Source organism: Streptomyces sp. NPDC050617 (genome assembly GCF_040654795.1).
Taxonomy (GTDB): Bacteria; Actinomycetota; Actinomycetes; order Streptomycetales; family Streptomycetaceae; genus Streptomyces.
This window is the reverse complement of sequence record NZ_JBFAIS010000004.1, coordinates 126,692-146,852: the sequence shown is the minus strand read 5'-3', so window position 1 is coordinate 146,852 and position 20,161 is coordinate 126,692. Positions and strand designations below refer to the sequence as shown.

The 20,161-nt window shown below is 71.2% G+C and carries 11 protein-coding genes; 8 read left to right on the top strand and 3 right to left on the bottom strand.

Annotated features, from left to right (window positions below; all coding sequences use genetic code 11):
* Positions 1–217 precede the first annotated feature (217 nt).
* Positions 218–1,645, top strand: coding sequence for a UDP-N-acetylmuramoyl-tripeptide--D-alanyl-D-alanine ligase (gene murF / locus AB0I49_RS07540; RefSeq protein ID WP_363225879.1), 1,428 nt, complete (start codon positions 218–220; stop codon positions 1,643–1,645).
* On the opposite strand, the gene AB0I49_RS07535 is transcribed toward murF, so the two are convergent.
* Complete coding sequence (locus AB0I49_RS07535) at positions 1,621–2,874, bottom strand: peptidoglycan bridge formation glycyltransferase FemA/FemB family protein (RefSeq protein ID WP_363225878.1); 1,254 nt, start codon at positions 2,872–2,874, stop codon at positions 1,621–1,623. The two genes, murF and AB0I49_RS07535, sit on opposite strands and share 25 nt — an antisense overlap.
* Positions 2,875–2,961: 87 nt before the next feature.
* Here AB0I49_RS07535 and AB0I49_RS07530 point away from each other — a divergent pair, with 87 nt between their 5' ends.
* Together AB0I49_RS07530 and AB0I49_RS07525 are read left to right on the top strand one after the other, a co-directional pair.
* Entirely contained in the window at positions 2,962–3,660 is a 699-nt protein-coding gene (locus AB0I49_RS07530) for a response regulator transcription factor (protein WP_363225877.1), read from the top strand.
* The gene (locus AB0I49_RS07525; RefSeq protein WP_363225876.1) at positions 3,653–4,837 is read left to right on the top strand and encodes a HAMP domain-containing sensor histidine kinase; all 1,185 of its coding nucleotides are present in this window, start codon (positions 3,653–3,655) and stop codon (positions 4,835–4,837) included. Before AB0I49_RS07530 ends, AB0I49_RS07525 begins: the two co-directional genes overlap by 8 nt.
* Positions 4,838–4,877: 40 nt before the next feature.
* On the opposite strand, the gene rph is transcribed toward AB0I49_RS07525, so the two are convergent.
* On the bottom strand, positions 4,878–7,604 hold the full coding sequence (gene rph, locus AB0I49_RS07520) for a rifamycin-inactivating phosphotransferase (protein WP_363225875.1): 2,727 nt from the start codon (positions 7,602–7,604) through the stop codon (positions 4,878–4,880).
* Positions 7,605–8,195: 591 nt separating this feature from the next.
* Between rph and AB0I49_RS07515 the strand changes: the two genes are divergently transcribed.
* The 5 genes from AB0I49_RS07515 to AB0I49_RS07495 all read left to right on the top strand — a co-directional run bounded on the left by AB0I49_RS07515 (position 8,196) and on the right by AB0I49_RS07495 (position 18,571).
* Positions 8,196–8,513, top strand: coding sequence for a hypothetical protein (locus tag AB0I49_RS07515; RefSeq protein ID WP_363225874.1), 318 nt, complete (start codon positions 8,196–8,198; stop codon positions 8,511–8,513).
* Between the two features lie 248 nt (positions 8,514–8,761).
* On the top strand, positions 8,762–11,647 hold the full coding sequence (locus AB0I49_RS07510; protein ID WP_363225873.1) for an NACHT domain-containing protein: 2,886 nt from the start codon (positions 8,762–8,764) through the stop codon (positions 11,645–11,647).
* Between the two features lie 149 nt (positions 11,648–11,796).
* Positions 11,797–12,876, top strand: a complete 1,080-nt coding sequence (locus AB0I49_RS07505; RefSeq protein WP_363225872.1) for a hypothetical protein — start codon at positions 11,797–11,799, stop codon at positions 12,874–12,876.
* A gap of 372 nt (positions 12,877–13,248) precedes the next feature.
* Complete coding sequence (locus AB0I49_RS07500; protein WP_363225871.1) at positions 13,249–17,259, top strand: amino acid adenylation domain-containing protein; 4,011 nt, start codon at positions 13,249–13,251, stop codon at positions 17,257–17,259.
* A gap of 40 nt (positions 17,260–17,299) precedes the next feature.
* Entirely contained in the window at positions 17,300–18,571 is a 1,272-nt protein-coding gene (locus AB0I49_RS07495) for an FAD-dependent oxidoreductase (RefSeq protein WP_363225870.1), read from the top strand.
* Positions 18,572–18,590: 19 nt separating this feature from the next.
* Here AB0I49_RS07495 and AB0I49_RS07490 read toward each other — a convergent pair whose 3' ends face one another.
* On the bottom strand, positions 18,591–19,961 hold the full coding sequence (locus tag AB0I49_RS07490) for a hypothetical protein (RefSeq protein WP_363225869.1): 1,371 nt from the start codon (positions 19,959–19,961) through the stop codon (positions 18,591–18,593).
* Positions 19,962–20,161 lie beyond the last annotated feature (200 nt).

The following is a 20,161-nucleotide window of genomic DNA, read 5'->3' as shown; positions in this document are numbered from 1 at the left end:
GTCAAGGCGGTCCGGTGTTGTCGCGGCGTATGCGCGTTCCGATATGCGGGCGATATGTTACCTGGAAGTAGCGTCACGCCGACGGTATTTCGTCGGCATATTGAAATGCGCATACGCGCCGATAACACCGCGCTGCCTTGACTGGCGGCATGACGTACAGCGAATTCCCCTCCGTCAGCCTCCGCCTCGTCAGCCCCCACGACGCCCGGACCCGCTCATGATCCCGCTCAGCCTCAACGAGATCGCCGCGGTCGTCGGCGGTACGGGCGCCGGCGGCACGATCGTCGGCGGTACGGGCGCGGGTGACGGGGAAGTGACGGTGACCGCGCCGGCCGTGCTCGACAGCCGGCGGGCCGAGCCGGGCGGCCTCTTCGCGGCCTTCGCCGGCGAGCACACCGACGGCCACGACTACGCCGCCCAGGCCGGCCGGGCCGGAGCGGTGGCCGTGCTCGGCTCCCGGCCCACGCCGCTGCCCACCGTCGTCGTCGACGACGCGCGGGCCGCGCTGCAAGCACTCGCCGCCCACGTCGTGGCCCGCCTGCGGACCGGGTTGACCGTCATCGCGCTGACCGGCTCCCAGGGCAAGACCAGCACCAAGGACCTGCTGGCCGCCGTGGTGTCGAGCACCGGGCCGACCGTCGCCACGGCCGGATCGCTCAACAACGAACTCGGCGTACCGCTCACCATGCTCCGCGCCGACCCGGCGACCCGATTCCTCGTCCTGGAGATGGGCGCCCGTCGCGTCGGCGACATCGCCGGACTCACCGGCCTGGTCGCGCCCGACATCGCCGTCGTCCTCAACGTCGGCCAGGCCCACCTCGGCGAGTTCGGATCGCGCGCGGCCATCGCCCGGACCAAGGGCGAGCTGGTGCGGGGGCTGGCGCCCGGCGGCACGGCCGTACTCAACGCCGACGATCCCCGGGTCGTCGCCATGCGCCCGCTCACGGACGGCCCGGTGCTGACCTTCGGCCGGGCGGAGCACGCCGACGTACGGGCGCTCGGCCTGGCGCTCGACCGCCTCGGCCGACCCTCCTTCACGCTGCGGACCGCCGACGCCTCCGCCCCCGTCGCGCTGCCGCACATCGGCGCCCACCAGGCGCTCAACGCGTCGGCCGCCGTGGCCGCGGGGCTGGCGGCCGGCGTACCCCTCGACGCGGCGACGGCGGCCCTGGCCGCCGCCTCGCTGTCCAAGTGGCGTATGGAACCGCGCGACCTCACGGGCGGCGCGCTGCTGCTCAACGACGCCTACAACGCCAACCCCGACTCGACCCGCGCGGCCCTGGACGCGCTGGCGGCCATCGAGGGCAGGCGCCGCATCGCCGTCCTCGGCGAGATGCTCGAACTCGGCGCCGTCGGCGAAGCCGAGCACCGCGCCGTCGGCGCGTACGCCGCCTCCCGCGCCGATGTGGTGGCAGCCGTCGGCAAGGGCGCCGGCCCGATCGCCGACGGCGCGGGGGAGCGGGCGGTGACGCTGGCCGACAACGGCGCGGCCGTCGACTGGCTGCGCGGCCAACTCGCCGCCGGCGATGTCGTACTCGTCAAAGCCTCCCGCGGGGCGCGCCTCGACGAGGTCGCGGACGCGCTGGAATGGGGAGAGGGGGAGGGGGACAGGGTCCGGGTTCAGCGCCCGCGCCGCCTCATATAGAGGTCGAAGGCCCGGTAGACCATCGGCCGCAGCGGCAGGTCCCACTCCCCGACGTACCGCACCGCCCGGCCGCCGGTGCCGACCTTGAACTGGATCAGCCCGATGTGCGGGTCGTCGGCGTCGAGCGTGGGCGTGATGCCGCGCAGGTCGTACACGTCGCAGCCGGCCGCCAGCGAGTCGCGGATCATCGTCCACTGGCAGGCGTTGGAGCCGCGGACCTCGCGCTTCTCGGTGGAGGAGGCGCCGTACGAGTACCACGCGTGGGCGCCGACCCGGACCAGGACGGTCGCGGCGACCAGATCGCCCTGGTGGCGGGCGAGGTAGAGCGTGATCCGCTCGGGGTCCTCGGCGCTCAGCGCCGCGAACATGGTCTCGAAGTAGCGCAGCGGCCGGGGAGTGAAGCGGTCGCGCTCCGCGGTGTGGACGTAGAGGCCGTGGAACGCCTCCAGGTCGGCCGAGCCCGCGCCGACCGTCACCTCGACCCCTTCCCTCGCCGCCTTCTTGATGTTGCGGCGCCAGACCTGGTTCGCGCCCCTGAGCACGTCCTCCTCGCTCTTTCCGGCCAGCGGGAGCTCGTACTTGAACTGCGGATGCCCGACGCCGAATCCGTCCTCGGGACTCTGCGGCAGCCAGCCCGCGTCCCTGAGCCGGCCGGCCACGCGCGCGCCGACCGGGTCGGCGCCCTGGCCGGACAGCTCGGTGAGCCGCCTGACGCCCGCAGCGGCGATGCCCTCCTTGATCTGGGCGGCGCTCCAGGTGTCCGTGCGCACCGGCGGACCGAGCCGGATCGCGAACGCCCCGTGCGCCTTGAGATACGCCGCCAGCGGGTCCAGCCAGGCGTCGATCTCGCCGGTCCAGTCGATCACCGGGCCCTCGGGCAGATAGGCCAGTGTGAAGCGGTCGAGCCGCGGCACCGGGCGGTGCAGTACGAGCCCGGCGCCGACCAGCCGCCGCCCGTCGAACCAGCCGAGCGACTCGCTGCGCCACTCCGTCTTGACGCGGCCCCACGCCGGGGTCTGGAGGAAGCTGACCGATCGCTGGGCCCGTACGAACGCCAAGTGCTCGGCGGCGGTGATCGGTACGACGGTCAGACCCGCGCCCGCGCCGGTACCCGTGGCCGTCCCGGCCCCGCGGCGGCGCACGGCGCGGCGCACCAGTGCGCCGTCCTCGCGGGTCGGTCGGGGCGGGCGGAACGTTCGGGCCGGTCGGGCCGGTTCGCTGTTGGGCATGGCGCAAGCCAAGGCGGCCCGGTGTTGCCGTCGCGTATGCGGTTTTCGATATGCCGGCGATACATACGGACTCGTAGGCTTGACGGCATGCGTGTGCTGATCGTCGAGGACGAGCCATACCTGGCGGAAGCCATTCGCGACGGCCTGCGACTGGAGGCGATCGCGGCCGATATCGCGGGTGACGGGGGTACGGCCCTGGACATGCTCAGCACCAATGCCTACGACATCGCCGTCCTCGACCGCGATGTCCCCGGACCCTCCGGGGACGAGATCGCCCAGCGCATCATCGCCTCCGGCAGCGGCATGCCGATCCTCATGCTCACCGCCGCCGACCGCCTCGACGACAAGGCGTCCGGCTTCGAACTCGGAGCGGATGACTACCTCACGAAACCCTTCGAACTCCTGGAACTCGCCCTCAGGCTCAGGGCGCTCGACCGAAGACGCGCCCACAACAGGCCGCCCGTACGGGAGATCGCGGGGCTGCGGCTGGACCCGTTCCGCAGAGAGGTTTTTCGCGACGGCCGCTATGTCGCGCTGACCAGGAAGCAGTTCGCCGTGCTCGACGTCCTCGTCGCCGCCGAAGGCGGTGTCGTCAGCGCCGAGGAACTCCTGGAACGGGCGTGGGACGAGAACGCCGACCCGTTCACCAACGCCGTCCGCATCACCGTCTCGGCCCTGCGCAAACGGCTCGGCGAACCCTGGATCATCGCCACGGTGCCGGGCGTCGGCTACCGCATCGACAGCGCGGCGCCCGGCACCGGATACGGCGGAGGAGACCGTGCCTAGAACCCCCGGCCTGAGCGTCCGCGTCAAACTCACCCTCAGCTACGCCGGATTCGTCATGCTGGCCGGCCTTCTGCTGCTCGCGGTGATGTGGGTGTTCGTCCTGCGTCACCTGCCCGCCTATTCGAGCGTCGACGGGGGAGTGCTCGTCCGCGCTCTCCTCATGCGCGACTTCGCGTCGGCCGCCGGCGCGACGCTGGGCTTCCTGCTGGTGTTCGGGCTCGTGGGAGGGTGGTTCCTCGCCGGCCGCATGCTCGCCCCGCTGACCCGGATCACCACCGCCACCCGCATGGCCGCCAAGGGATCGCTCTCCCACCGGATTCGGCTGCCGGGCCGCAAAGACGAATTCCGCGAACTCGCCGACTCCTTCGACAGGATGCTCGCACGGCTCGAAGCACACGTCGCCGAACAGCGGAGATTCGCCGCCAACGCCTCGCACGAACTGCGCACCCCGCTGGCGATCTCGAAGGCGCTGCTCGACGTGGCCCGCACCGATCCGTACCACGACACAGGCGAACTCCTCGACCGCCTCCACGTCGTCAACACCCGGGCCATCGACCTCACCGAGGCTCTGCTCCTGCTCAGCCGCGCCGAACAGCGGTCCTTCACCCGGGAACACGTCGACCTGTCCCTCATGGCGGAAGAGGCCGCCGAAACGCTCCTCCCGCTCGCCGAACAGCACGGCGTCACCATCCAGACCAGCGGCGACATCGCCGTAACGGTCGGATCGCAGGCGCTCCTGCTGCAGTTGACCACGAACCTCGTGCACAACGCGATCGTCCACAACCTGCCCGAACGGGGCGCCGTGCGGGTCCATACGACCCTCCGCCCCGAGGCGGCGGTGCTCACCGTCGAGAACACCGGCGAGCGGATCACCCCCGAGCTGGCCCCGATCCTCACCGAACCGTTCCAGCGCGGCACCGAACGCGTACACGCCGACCACGCAGGCGTCGGCCTCGGCCTGGCGATCGTCAAATCCATCGCCCAGGCACACGACGGAACGCTCACCCTCACCCCGCGCCGCGCCGGCGGGCTACGGATCACCGTGGCCCTGCCGGCGGCGGTCCCGAGCGCCGACAGGGGCCGCGGGGTCCCGGGCACCGACGTAGACCGGGGCGTCCCGATCGCCGACGTGGGGCGGGGCAGGGCGGCGGCCCCCGCGCTGAAGCCGTCGCTGTAGCCGTAGCTGTCGCCGTAGCCGTAGCCGCCGGCTCAGCCCGTCACGGCGTGGGAAGGACCTCGACATACCCGTCGGTTCCGTTGACCCGGATGCGCTGACCGTCCTGGATCCGCCGCGTGACGCGCTCCACCCCGACGACGGCCGGCAGGCCGTATTCCCGCGCGATCACGGCCCCGTGCGTCATCAGGCCCCCGACCTCCGTCACCAGGCCCGTGGCGGCGACGAACAGCGGCGACCAGCTGGGGTCCGTATGAGCCGTGACGAGGATGTCGCCCGGTTCGAGATCGGCCTCCGCCATGTCGAGGATGACCCGGGCCCGCCCTTCGACCGTCCCGGCGGAGACCGGCAGGCCGACCAGCGCGCCGCTCGGCAGGTCGTCGCGTCGGTACGATCCGCTGATCGCCTCGCCGTCCGAGGTGAGCACCCTCGGCGGCGTGAGCGTTTCGTAGGACCTGAACGCGTCCTTTCGCCGGCCGATGAGGTCGTCGTCGACCTGGTGCGTACGCGCGACGTCGTGCAGTTCCTGGAACCTGAGGAAGAAGATGTCCTCCTTTTCGCGGAGCACACCGGTGTGCACGAGGCGTTCGGCCTCGGCCAGCAGCGCCTGCTTGTACACGAAGTAGCGGCTGATCATTCCGTACTTCGGATACTCGCGGTACCCGGCGAACGCCCGGACCCGGTCGATCATCCGCTTGGTCTCCGCGGCCCTCCGCTCCCCGTCCGGCAGGGCCCGCAAGCGTTCCAGCAGCTCCCGTTCCTTCGTACGCGCCTTCCGCAGCCCTTGCGCGAAGCGGCGCTCGCCGGCGCCCGGCTCCAGGTTCTGGACGTGGGAGAGGATCATGGGAAGCAGCGTGGTGGGGTGTTCGCTCCAGCGCGGCCTGGTGATGTCGATCTCGCCGGCGCACCGCATTCCGTACTTGTCCAGGTAGGACGCGATGGCGTCGCGTGCCTCCGGCCCGCCGTCGAGCGCCGTCAGTCTGTCGAGGAAGTCCGCGCCCTCGCCCCCGCTCTCGTCGCCCTTCTCCGCGACGTCGTGGAGAAAGGCGACGACGTCCGGGTGCGGGCGGATCGCGTCCGCGACGTCGAGGAGGGAAAGCCCCATCTCCGAGGTGACGTTGTGGGGGACGGACTGGGTGAGCGTGTCGGCCGCGTTCTTCTCGCCCAGCCACTCCAGCAGCTTGTCGTTGAGCCACCACGTGGCGTCCATCCCAGCCATGATCATTTTCAGGCCCCGGGGATCGAACAGGAGCCGCCTCAGTTCCTGGACGTCCGCCAGGATGAAGTCGAACAAAGCGGTTCCGGATCGCGTCCGGATGTCGTGCTTCAGCTTGTCGACGGACGCCTGGTTGCGCGCGATCAGCTCGGGGACGATCGCGGGATCGGGCTCGTCGGCCGGATCGTTCGCGGCGGCCGGAGTGCTCGGGGGGACCGGAGTGTTCGGGGGGACCGGAGTGTTCGGAGGGACCGGAGTGTTCGGGGGGACCGGCTTGGCGGGCCCTTCGTCCGCGTCGGGGAGGGACGGGACGAAGTCGCCGCGGTCGAGGACGGTCTGCATCGCGTCCCGTGTCAGCGGGTCGGACTTGCCCGCGACGTCGAGCAGGCCGGCGCGGGTCGTCGGCGACGCGAGCTGCTGGGTGACGTCCACGAACAGCCTTCCCCCGGCCTCGGCCATCGGCCGGGGCGTCGTCATCTGCCAGAAGGACAGCCCGAGGGGCTTCATGGCGTCGGTCATCATCTGCTGATGACCGACGGAGAGATAGACGTGGTTGGCCCGGTCGTCGGTCTCCGGGACGGGGAACAGCGTGGTGATCGGCCGGCTCTGCACGATCTGGAAGTCGTCGTCGGCCAGGCACCATTCGATGTCCTGCGGGCGGCCGAAGTGCGCTTCGATCCGCCTGCCCAGCTGTACGAGCCGTACGACCTGCGCGTCCGTCAGCGCGGGCTGCTCCTGCCGCGCCCGCTCGACCGGCTGCTCCTGGGTTCCGCCGCCCGGCGAGGCATGAAGGGCACGGTGCTTGGCGGCGATCGCCCTGGCGACGATGGCGCCGTCGGACACCTGGTAGGTGTCGGGGTTCATCAGGCCGGAGACCAGGGCCTCGCCGAGGCCGAAGCCGGCCTCCACACAGCTGACCTTCCGGTGGGACGTGACGGGGTCGGCCGTGAAGAGGACGCCGGACGCCTGCGCGGCGACCATCCGCTGCACCACCACGGCCATGTGGACCTTGCGGTGGTCGAAGCCGTTGCGCAGCCGGTAGGCCACGGCGCGCTCGGTGAACAGCGAGGCCCAGCAGCGGCTGATGTGCCGGAGGACGGACGCCGGGCCCACGACGTTCAGGTACGTGTCCTGCTGGCCCGCGAAGGAGGCCGTCGGCAAGTCCTCCGCCGTCGCGCTCGACCGGACGGCGTAGGCGGCTCCCTCACCGACTTCTTCGCCGGCTTCTTCGCCGAACCGGGCGAGTGCGCCGCTGATCGCCGCCGCGACATCGTCCGGGATGGCGATTCCCTCGATCGCCCGGCGCACCTCCGCGCTGTGCGTGCGAATCGCCTCCCGGTCGTTCGGGCTCAGGCGCGCCAGCCGGTCCAACTGATCGTCAATAACCGGTGCGTTCTCCATGATGCGGCGAAAGGCGTCCGTGGTCACGCAGAAGCTGGCCGGTACGTGAACGCCCTCGACGCGCGACAGTTCCCCCAGGTGCGCGCCCTTGCCGCCGATGACAGCGACCTGTGTCTGGTCGATCTCCCGGAGCCCCAGCACATAGCTGCCCATCCGTTCACCTTTCTCTTCGGCCCGATCGGGCCTCTCGCGTTTCTCGCCGCTACGCAGCTCATCCGTGACGCAGCTCGTCCGCTGCGAAGGCGGAAGCACCCCATACGTCAGCAATGAAACGCATACGTCGTGAACCGGCCATTTCGGCAAGTTCCGGCCGAGGTCGACCATTGTGCGGTACGGCCTGGGCCTTGCCGCAAGCCCCCGGACGCGTTATATGTTGATAATGGAAGGAGTGCGTTCGCGTTCGTTCGTACGTGAGCGTCTCGTTCGCGCGTGAGCGCGCCGGACAGGCTGTGCCGCACCACCGGACAGGCTGTGCCGCACCAGCTGATCGGCGTCGAGCTCACCCTTCACAGCAGACATCCCGGCCACCGACCGGATCAGCACGTTCCGACAGACCCGCACATCCGTGGTACCCCCGATGGCGCGTCCGTCTCTTGAAACTCGTCAACACCACTGGTCACAGCCTGTTTCGGCTCTCTGGTGCACCCCCGTCGCTCGCGCTACTTTCGGAGCCAAGATGCTCGTACAAGCACATCGCGATATGGGGGAAACACATTGCGTAAGTTCGCTGCATCTGCCGCGGGTATGGCTCTCGCCCTGGGGGCGCTCGGACTCGCCGTGGCTCCGACCGCCAGCGCGGCAACGCCCTGTCCGTCCGGCGCCGTCTGCATCCGCGAGACGAACGGCAACATCCTGAACAAGAACATCTTCTACAGCTACGGCAACCACAACCTGTCCAACGTCACCGGCGTCCGGGTGCTCGTCAACAACCAGACCGGAGGCGCCGGCTTCCAGATCTGCAAGGGGTACAACGGGACCAACTGCTACCCCGTGCAGCGCGGCAAGGGGGAGTACGCGCCGTACGACTTCACGCCGATCAACTCGGTCGTGCTCGTGCGATAAAGACAGCGTGCGGTAAGCCGTCGCAGTGCCCTGCGATGGCGTTCTCCAGCGGATCAGCGGCCTGGCGCCGCACGGCATCTCTGCCGTGCGGCGCCAGGCCCGTCGTATGAAGCGGCACCCGGTGGGCGGACTGGGACTGAGGCCGGTGAACCCACACTCCGCCGGTGCGCCCCATCCGCTGTGAACGCCACCGGAGCAAGTTGAGGAGAACGGGCGTGAGCAGCCCTGATGTGGCCCACAATGCCCGCATGGAATGGGAGTTGGGCTCGCACAACGTCATGCGGGGCACGGCCGATTACGTGATCCAGATCGGGCAGGTGCGCGGCGACGTCAACGTCCACCTGCCCCCGGCCGCGGACCCCGTCGAGCGGGCGGCGCAGGCTCTGGCGCGCAGCGTCCGGGCGCAGTGGGCGGCGGAGATGACCGCCCGTGACGTGGCGGCGAGCGATCCCCTCCCGGTGCGATGGCAGGCCGACTGGCCGGCGCTGCGGGAGACCGACCCCGACCCCGCCGCCGACCCCGACGCTGACGTCGGCGGCGGGGACCGGCTGGCGATGGTGGCGGACGCGTTCCTCGGGCTCCGCCCGCGCCGCCTCGTGGTGCTGGGCGGGCCGGGCGCGGGCAAGTCGACGCTCGCGGCGATGCTCGCCCTGGAATTCGCCGAGCGGTGCCTGACGCCGCGCCGCGCGGACGACGGCGCCGCGGCCCGGCCCGTGCCCGCTGTCGCCCCGGTCGTCCTGACCCTGGAGTCGTGGGACCCGCACGGCGAGCACTTCCACGTCTGGCTGGCACGGCGCATCACCGAGGAGTACCCCGGCCTGCCGCGCGTGGACGGCAGGCACCCCGCCGTACGGCTGATCCAGGACCGCCGGATCCTGCCGGTGCTCGACGGGCTCGACGAGCTTCCCGAACACCGGCAGGCCCTGGCCCTCCAGGAACTCGACCGGGCCCTGGGGGAGCGGGACTTCCTCATCCTCGCCTCGCGCACCGAGGAGTACCGAAGGCAGCGCGCCGCGGGACGGCACATCGCGCGGGCCGCCGTGATCGAGGCGCGGCCGGTCGGCTCGCAGGAGGCCGCCGCGTATCTGCTGCGGAACGCCGACCCGTCCGTTCGCAGGCGCTGGAAGCTGCTGTTCGACGCGGTGGACCGCGATCCGCTGGGGGCGGCGGGGCCGGTCGCGCAGGCGCTGTCGAGTCCGCTGATGATCTGGCTGGCCCGCCGCGGCTACCGGATGCCGCCCGCCGATCCGCTGGAGCTGACGCATCCGCGCTTCGCCTCGCGGGAGGCGGTCGAGGAGCATCTGCTGGAGGTGATCTTTCCGGCGGTCTTCACGGAGCATCCGCACGACCCGGACCGGCTGCACGCTCCGGGACAGTGGAACCCGGACCGCGCCCGGCACTGGCTCGCGTACATCGCCGGGCACCTCGACCGCGGCCGGACGGCCGAGCTGGCCTGGTGGCGGCTGCACCGCACGGCGCTGGTGCGGGCGTTGGCCGTCCCGACCCTGCTCGTGGTGTGTTTCGCGCTGTCCTGGCTGGCCACCGCCGCCGACGGCTTCCGGCCGGCACGTGCGTACGACACCGGGACGGGCGACGAACTGGCCCTGGCCGGGGGGCTGCTGTACGGCTCGGTGGTGTGGCTGGCCGTCGAGATGTGGTTCGGCTACCGGCGGGGCGAGCCGCGCCGCCGCGCCAACCCCTTCCGTATCGGCGCGGCCCTGCGCTCTGCCGGGCGGGGCGCGTCCGTCGGGCGGGCGGCCAAGGCCGCGGCGGTTGTCGTCCTCCCGACCGCGGGGTTCGGCTGGATCTTCATGGACGCCTCCGACCCCCGCCCGTATCTGGTGATGATCGTGTGCAGCACGCTGGTGGCCCCGGTGTTCATGGTGGCGATCGCCGCGCCCACCGACGCCGAGGACGCGAGCACGCCGGACGAGGTGCTGCTGAGCGAACGCAGAACCGTGCTGCTGTCCGTCTGCACGGTCGCCGTGCTGATCGGGGTCGGGCAGGGGGTCGTACTGGGTTGGTACGGGCCGCACGACAAGGCGCTGGAACGGGGCATCGCCGGGTGGCTCGGGGCCTCGACGATGATGTTGCTGATGAGCCCGTGGAGCCGGTGGCTGCTGGCCAAGGGGTGGCTGGCGACCGCCGGGCGGGTGCCGTGGTCGCTGATGGAGTTCCTGCGCGACGCCCACCACGGCGGCTTGCTGCAACGCAGCGGCGGCGTCTACCGGTTCCGGCACCTCCGGCTCCAGGAGCACTTGGCGGCCCGGATCCGGGGACTCCCCACAACCGCTACCCCTTCGGTCCCGGTCCCGTCGCCCATGGCGAGCACCACGCCGCAGCCGCAGCCGGAACGGGCTGGCGCGCCCGTTCCCGCGTCCGCCCCCGCGCCTCGGCGCAGCTTCCGCGACGAGATCGCCGACGCCGAGCGGAAGCCGTTGTCATCGCGCCGGGGCTGGACGGTCCATGAGGACGGTGAGCACGGCTTTCGAATCAGCAGCAGACAGCGCCGGATCGCCCTCGCTCACTGGCCGCTGATCACCCTCTTCTTGCTCCTGGTGCTCATCCGCCAGGCCGTTCAGGGCGAATGGCGGGGAGTGCTCGTCGTCCTGCTCTTCTGGCCCTTGTACGGCGTGCTGGTCACGCTGCTGGGCCTGCTGCGGCCGCAGCGGCACGAGCTCTCCCTGACGCGCGAACACCTCGCCTTCCGGATGGGCCGCCGCCGTGACCAGCTGGCCTGGGCGGAGGTGCAGGAGGTCGCCGTACGCAAGTGTGTCCGGCGGAAGCGGGACACGAAGGTCTACGCCGTCCACGTACGCCTCCGGCCCGGCGCCCGCGTGCCCGTGCCGTACTTCCGCAGCGGCAACGGCTGGTACACCGTCCTTATGCTCTCCTTCGTGCCGTCGGTCCCCGCGGATCTCGCAGCCGCCTTGACCCGCTTCGCGGGCCCTCTCTGGCATCCGCCCGCCGAGCCCGTCGCGCGGCCCGTCGGGCGGGGCGAGGTACGTGACGGGGTGCGCAACGAGATCTCGGGGCAGGCGCGTACGGGCGGTGTCGTCCAGGCCGGAACCGTCCACGGCGACATCACCGTGCGCCCCGAAGCCGACCCGCCCCAGGGCAGGCACGAGGGCTAGAAGCGTACGTGCTCGGCTGGGTGCCGAGCGGTTGCGTGCCAGGTGGCGACCGGTCTGACGGCTCCCTGTCAGTGGGCTGTGTGATGATGCTCCGCAGTCGGACGGGTCCTGGGGAGGGCCGGGTTCATGATGAGGGGCGGGGTCGCGGCGTGGGCAAGGACGGGTCCATTTCGGACAAGGAGTGGGAGCGGTTCCTCCGGGAGTCGGAGGCCGGGGTTCCGGGCGCGCCTGAGGAACCGTCGGCGCGGGCCCGGAGCGTCGCGCGGCTGCCGCGGGGCGAGTCCGGTCGGCCGCAGGGCTGGCGGACGTACGAGCCGCCCCGGCGGCGTCGGGGCAAGGGCTGGTACGTGGTCGGGCTGCTCGCCGCGGGCGTTCTGCTCGTGGTGGCCCTGATCCCGGGGAAGCTGATGGGTTGGTTCGGGGGCGACGACGGGACGCCGCAGGCCGCGGAGTCCGAGCAGCCGGACCATCCGCCGGCGGCGGTGGCGGCCCAACGGCCCACGCTGGACGAGCCGTTCAGGGGATCGCCGGCCGCGCGGTGGAGCGACGGCGCGGCCGGGATCGACATGCCGGCAGCGCGGGCGACCGGCTGGCTGAACCGGGAGCAGGTCGCGCGAGCCCTCGACCGGTCGCGGGACTTCCTCGTCGCCTCCAGCCTGGATTCCGGCGTGCTGCGCGGTGAGCGGCCCGACAAGGCGATCGAGTTGATCAACCCGCATCAGGACGACGTACAGCACTACCTGCTGACCGCGTTCCATTCGCCCGGCCGCAAGAACGACCCGCTGACGCTGTTCAGCCGTTTCGACAAGTCGAAGGTGCGGCTGGTGGGGGACGTGGTCAAGACACGGGGGCGGATCACGTTTCATGAGGGCAAGCGCGGCGCGCTCGAGGTGACGGCCGACGTCACCTACGTCTACCCCGTCACCCGAGCCGGCGGGGGCGACGGAGGCGAGGTCGTGCGCACCATCGTGCGCCGGGAGACCGTGATGAGCTGGGACGACCCGGCGAGGGTGCACACCGAGCCGGGCACCTTCTCCCTCCTCTCCTACCAGGCCGACACCACCAACGGCGGCTGTGACACCTACACCGGCTACTTCACCCCCGCGTTCAGCGCAGAGCGGACCGCCTCGGGCGGCCCCGAGACGGATCCGTACGACCGGAGCACGTCGATGACCGCGCGTATGAGGGAGGCCGACGGGGAGGGCTGTGGAACTGCCACGCGGTCGTGAGGGCCCTGGCCGCCCAGACTACGGAGCGCACGCTCGGCGGGTCGACGAAGTACGGGCACTGAGGCGCGCGGCCCGTCGGGGCCACCGCGACGCCGACCCGGCTCGGTCCGTCGCGCCGTCCTCGGTGGGCTTCGCCTTCTCCTATGCGAGGTCGTCATACAGGCCGACGTTTTCACAAACGCACAACCACTTGACGCCTTCATCCGGCCGAGGGGCGTGACCGCTTCCTGTCCCAGCCTGGTCCTGCGGTACTGGCAGAGGTGTTCGGTGAGCCCTGCCGACGCTGGGGGCGCGCGTTGCGCGCCGCCGACCGGGGCTTGGGCCGAGCCGTCGCCATGACCGTGAGGAACCCCGATCGACGTGGAGGCTGTCATGACCGCCGCTGCCCGCCCGGATGGCGCTGTACCGCACACCGACCGTGTCCGTTCCTGGAACGACACCCGCACCGACTACCCGCGCAACGCGCTGGTCCCCGACCTGTTCGAGGAACAGGCGCGTCGGACGCCGCAGGCCGTCGCCCTGTCCCCGGAGAACGGCGCGGATATCACCTACGCCCAACTGCTGCGGCGGGTGGAGAGCCTGGCCGGGACGCTGTCGGACCGGGGAGTCCGTGCGGGGGACACGGTGGCCGTGGCCCTGGAGCGTTCCGTCGACGGGTACGTGGCGATCCTCGGCATCCTGCGCGCCGGAGCGGTGTACCTGCCGGTGGACTTGAGGTTCCCGGCGAGTCGTATCGAGGCCATCCTCACCGACGCGGAGTGCCGCTTCGCCGTCACGGCGCAGGAGCACGCTCATCTCCTCCCCGCGTCGGTGACGAAGCTCGACAGCGCGGAGGTCCCGGAGGTCCCTGAGGCGCCGGCGCGGCCGGTGCCGGAAGGCGTCACGGCGATGAGTCCGGCCTATGTGCTGTACACATCGGGGTCGGCCGGCGCCCCGAAGGGGGTGATCATCCCGCACCGGGGCATCGTGCGCCTCGTACGCGACACCACCCTCATCGGCTTCAACCCCGACGACGTCGTCTGCGGGACCGTCAACCTGACCTTCGACATGTCCGTCCTCGATGTGTTCGGCCCTCTGCTCAACGGGGCCCGGCTGGTCGTCCCGGAGAAGGCGACACTGCTGTCCGCCGCGGCTCTGGAGGAGCTGCTGCGCCGGGAGCAGGCGACGGTGATGTGGCTCGGCTCGGCGCTGTTCCATCAACTGGCGGCGCAACGGCCCGCGATGTTCCGGACCCTGCGCTGTCTGATCGCCGGCGGTGACGCCCTGAACCCCACCGCTGTCAGGGAGGTCCTCGCCCATGGACGGCCGGGGCAGCTGATCGACGGATACGGACCGACGGAGAACTCGGCGCTCAGCACGGCGCATGTCGTCGACGATCTCGCCCCCGAGGACGAGTCGGTGCCGATCGGGACCCCCATCTCGAACTCCACCGCGTATGTGGTCAGGGGCGATGGCTCGCTCGCGGACATCGGGGAGGAAGGCGAACTGTGGGTGGGCGGCGACGGCGTGGCGCTCGGCTACCTCAACAAGCCGGAGCTCACCGCGGAGCGTTTCGTCCCCGACCGTTTCGGCGACGGCGACCGCGACGGCGACAACGAGGGCGACAACGAAGACGATGGCGATGGCGGCCGGCTTTATCGCACCGGTGACATGGCCCGGTGGCGTGAGGACGGAGTGATCGAATTCCTGGGCCGGCGGGACCGTCAGCTGAAACTGGGCGGCTTCCGGGTCGAACTGCGCGAGATCGAGATCGTGCTCGCCGCTCACCCCGACGTCAAGGAAGCCGTCGTGGCCGTGCGCGGCCAGGGGACGGAGAACCAGCGGCTCTGCGGCTGGGTGGTCGCGGACGACGGCACCGACCTGCGGGCGCTGCCCATGCGGCTGCGCAGCTATCTGCGCGACCGGCTGCCGGTGTTCATGGTTCCGCAGGCTGTCGACGTCGTCGAGGAGATGCCGCTGAACGCCGCCGGGAAGGTCGACCGGGCCGCGCTGTCGGACACCGTCGACGCGCGGGACACGGCCCCGCCCGAGGAGGAACAACCGCGCGGAGCGACCGAGGAGGCGGTGGTCGAGGTCTGGCAGGACGTCCTGGGCATGTCCGGCATCCGGCGTTCGGAGGACTTCTTCTCGCTGGGCGGGCAGTCCCTGCAAGCCACCCAGGTCGCCGCCGCGATCAGCGGCCGCCTCGGCATCGCGGCGGAGCACGGCAGCGCCCTCATCCGTTCGCTGCTGGCCAACCCGTCGGCGGCGGCCTTCGCCGCCCAGCTCGACGCCCTGGCCTCCGGGGCCGAAGAGGGAGTCCCCGCGACGGATGCGGGAGCCTCCGCGCCAGAGGTGGACTTCGCGCACGAGGCGCGGGTGCCCGACACGCTGCGCTTCGACGCGCCTCTCGTGGACGACCTGCTCGACCCGGACCGGGTTCTGCTGACCGGGGCCACGGGCTTCCAGGGCGTCTTCCTGATCGACCGCCTGGTCGCCGCGGGCGTCCCCGAAGTGTGGTGCCTCGTCCGTGCCAAGGACGAGGAGCACGCCCTGCGCAGGCTGGCCGGGCGCATGCGCCGCTACGGGCTCGACTACGACAAGGTCCGTGACCACATCGTCGCGGTGCCCGGTGACGTGTCCGAGCCGCTGCTCGGCCTCGATGCCGACGCCTTCGACGCCCTCGCCTCGTCGGTCGACTCGATCGTCCACTCCGGTTCGCTGATCAACTTCGCCTACCCGTACGCCACTCTGCGGCAGACCAACGTGGAAGGGGTGCGGACCCTTCTCGACCTCGCCACGCGGCACCGCCGCAAGCCCTTCCACCACATCTCGACCGTGGTCGCCCTGGTGGGCGCCGGAACCGCCAACGTCCGCTACCTCATGGAGGACCGGCCGCTCGACTTCCCCGAGCGCATCACGCTCGGCTACGCGGAGAGCAAGTGGGTCGCCGAGGAACTGGTGAGCCGGGCCGCCGAACGTGGGCTTCCCGTGTCGGTCTACCGCCCGTACGAGATCACCGGCACCCGCGACCGCGGCATCTGGAACACCGACACTCTGATGTGCGCGTGGTTCCGCACCATCGCGGAGACCGGGCTCGCACCGGACGTCGAACTGCCGCTGGACTTCGTGCCCGTGGACTACACCGCGGAGGCCATCGTCCACATCATGCGCAACGAACAGCCGGACGGCCGTACCTACAACCTCACCAACCCCGAGGACGCCCGGCTCGATCTCCTCGTCGAGCGCTTGCGGCACATGGGCTACCCGGTCCGCAAGGTGCCGTACTCCGAGTGGGTCGACCGGGTCACCCAGCTCACCAGGGACGATCCGCACCACCCGATGACGGCGTTCATGCCGATGTTCAACGACGGGGCCGCCGCCGACTCCATGACGGTCAAGGAGATGTACTTCGCCGAGACCTTCCCGGAGTTCAGCAGGACCAACACGGAGCAGGCCACCAAGGAAGCCGGTTTGGACCTCCCGCCCGTGGACGCCTCGCTGATCGATCTGTACCTGCGGTACTTCGTCGAGTCCGGATTCCTCACTCCGCCGACGGGCGACCCGGACCAGGGCCAGGGGGAGGAACAGCGCGAGGAAAGGGGCGAGGACCGGGAACAGCGCGAGGGGCAGGGCGAGGAGGCGGCTGCGGCCCCGGCTCCGGAATCGTCTCCGGAAACGGGATCGCCGACCCCCCTCCCGTACACCCGGTTCATCAACGGCAAGGACCCCGCGACGGTCGACTCCGCGCCCGGGAGCATCCGGCAGGTGGTGAAGGAGCTTCAGCCGAACATGGCGGCGCACGTCCGCGCCAACCCCCTGTACGGCGTTCTCCTGGAGGGGGAACTCACCACCGGCCACCTGCGGCGGCTCATCGCCGGCGAACTGCACGTCCAGCCGGCCGAGATCGCCGCGTTCACACACCTCGCCGAACGGTTCCCCGACACCGCCGCCGGGGACCTGTTCCGCAAGGTCGCGGACATCCTCCGCTCCGCCCGGCCCGCGCTGGAAGCAGCCGCCGAATCCATCGGGATTCCCCCGGACACGACCGGCGGCGCCCAGGCTCCCAGCGGCGCGCAGGACTTCGCCGGATTCATCTCCTGGCTGTCTCTCAACACCACGGCGGGGAGCGCTGCCGCCGCTCTCCGCAACGACCTCATGCTCTGGTGCGCCATGTGCGCGGAACTGACCTACGCGCTGCGCAACAGCACTACGGAGTTCCCCGCGGCCGTCGTCGAATACGTCGAAGCCTATGCCGAGGCCCCCGCTCAGCTCCTCACTGAGGCCGCCGAGGTCGTCGAGGAAGCCGTCGCGAACGGCGAGACGCTCGCAACGGTCTCCCACGTCGCCCAGCGCGTCGACCCCGTGCTCCGGGAGTACTGGCAGCCCGACACCACCGAGTGACCCGCACCCCCACCACACCCCCTGAAACCGGAGGTATCCCATGCGTATAGCCGTCATCGGAGCCGGTACCGCGGGGCTCACCGCCGCCTGGCTCATGGACCGGACCGCGGACGTCGAAGTGTTCGAAGCCGCCCCCAGGATCGGCGGTCATGCCGACTCCGTGGAGGTCGACGTCAGCGGCCGGCCCATCCATGTCGACCTCGGCGCGCAGCACTTGGCGCCGGACGCCTTTCCCGCACATGCCGCACTGCGGGAGGCGCTCGGCATCACGGCCGCCGACCTGATCCCCGCCCCGCTGCACATGACCATGATGTCCCCCGGCGCGCCACAGCGACTGCTCGTAACTCCCCACGCCAGGGCGGATGTTCCACGTGAAACAGTGACAGGGCAGGCATGGGAGATCCTCGGCCGGTTCGTGGCCCATGCGGTCGCCTTCGAACAGGGCCGAGGGGACTGGACGACCACCCTCGAAGAGCTCACCGCGGAACTGGGCCTGGACAAGCCATGGACCGACGGGCTGATCTTCCCCTGGCTCGCCTCCTTCGTCGGCTGTAGCAACGACCAGGCCGCAGCCATGTCCGCCCGTGCGGCAATCGCCTGGATCACCCGCACCGCGCCCTCCGCACCCGACGCCGCCCCCGTCTTCATCGGTCTTGCCCGCGGCATGCACCACCTGGCGCAGACCCTCGCGAGTCAGCTGCGCAACCCCGTCCGCACCAGCACCGGCATCCGACAACTCGACGTGACCGCCACCGGCATCGCGCTCCGGGACGCGCACGATCAGGAACGGTCTTTCGACAAGGCCGTCATCGCGACGCCCGCGCCCGCCACACGAGACATCCTCAGCGGGACACGGGGCTTCGACGCGCACACCGGCGCACTCTCAGCCTTCCCGTACGTGCCCACCACGATCTCCGTCCACCGGGATCCGGCCTACATGCCCTCGAACCGGAAGCACTGGTCGACCAACAACATCGCCGTGCACGACGGCTGGGCGGAGACGAGCACGTGGTACGGCCCCCTTCAGGACACCGACGTCTTCAAGAGCTGGACCACGTACCGCGACAAGCCCGAGGACACCATCGCGGAGCGGACCTACCAGCACCTTTGCGTCACCCCACAGGCCGTACGGGCCCGCACCCGCCTTCAGGACCTGCGCGGGCTCGCCGGAGTCCACCTGGCCGGCAGCTACCTCCGGGATGTCGACAGCCAGGAGAGCGCCGTACGCTCTGCCCTCGACGCCGCTCAACTCCTGACAGCTGACAGCCCGCGACTGCACGCCGTGTTCGGCCTGGCCGACCTCGACGGCTGACGAGCGCGGTGGCGCGGGTTCAGCGGCCGCGGACCGGGGAGGCGAGGGTACGGGCCCGGTCGCTGAGCGCGCTGGCGTGCGGCTGTCGGGGGAAGGCGAGCAGGGCTCGTTGGAGGCGGGCGAGGGCATGGTCGATCCGGACGGACCGCAGGTGCGGATAGTGGTCCAGGAAGGTGTGCCAGTGGGAGCAGGCGGCCTCCAGGTGGCCGACGCGCAGGAGGCTCTCGGCCAGGTGGGCCTGGGTCAGGGCGTAGTGCAGCCGCTGGGCGGACTTCCGGTGGCGCACGGCGCCTCGCAGGGCCGTCAGGGAGTCGTCCGGCCGGCCGAGGGCGCGGAAGACCGCCGCGCGCTGGTAGTCCAGCCCGGCCCGGGGGTAGGCGGTGAAGGGGCCGGCGGGGCCTGCCGCGCTGCCGTGTTCCTCCTCGGCGGCCTCCAGGTCGGTCAGGGCGAGCCGGGAGCGGCCCTCGGCGGCGTGGATGAGGGCGCGCTGCGTGAGGAGGAAGGACGTGAGGTCGGGGCCGGCGCCGGGTTCGGCGGTGCGCACGGCCCCTTGGATGAGCCGGGTGGCCGTGTCGGGGTGGCCGAGGCGCAGGGCCTGGCCGCTCATCACCCGCAGCGTGATCGCGTACGTGGGGCGGTCGCCGCCCTCGCGCGCCATGGACAGGGCGGTCCGGAAGTAGAGCTGGGCGAGCCCCTCGTAGCCGGTGTCGGCGGTCATGGTGGCGAGCAGATGGGTCAACCGGGCGGCCTGTGAGCACAGTTGGCTGTGCAGGCCGTCGGGTGCCCGGGTGAGCAGCAGCGGGGCCACGTCGTCGGCCAGATAGGAGGCCAGGGACGTCCGGGCGTGGGCGCCGCCGTGCGCGGCGGACAGGGACGAGAAGAGCCGTGCCATGTCGTCGAGCTTGCGTATGTCCACCGGGGCGGCCCGGCCCAGCGGCCCCGAGGGGGGCCGGGCGCCGGTGGCGTCGGGCCAGGCGGGCAGGGGCGGGCCGAGGGGGCTGTACTCCGTGCCGGCGAGGAAGGCGCGCCGGGCGGGATCGATGTCGCCGCGGCAGAGCGCGACCAGTCGACGTACGGGCTCCGCCGACTCCGCCGCCTCCAACGAGGGAATGGGCACGGTCTCGGTCCGGTCCGCGAGCTGGGCCAGTCCGGTGTCCTGGGGGACGAGCAGCCGTCCCGTACGGCGGCTCAATACCTGCGCCACGAGCTCGGGGACCGGGGCGGGCGGCCGGGATCCGTTGAGCCAGCAGGCCACTGAAGAACGGGTGTAGTGCAGATCCAACTCGCGCGCCGCGCCGAGAGCGTTGACCTCCCGAGCGAGCACGCCGGCGCTCCACTCCGCCTCCGCCAGGAGCGCGGTCAGCTGCTCGTTGGGTTGACGACGTGACACGCTCGGACACCTTCCATGTTCCATCCCATCGGGCCCCACCGGCTCATAAGCACACGACTGTTGGTCGCTCTCGACTCGCCGTGGCCGGAAAGGGGTTCCCGACGGCGAGGAGTGTTTCCTACCGGTTCTGTTTCCAGCAACGCCCGTCCCAAGGAACAATGGGCGGGATCCAGACACCCGGCGACCGACCCGCCGGTCGC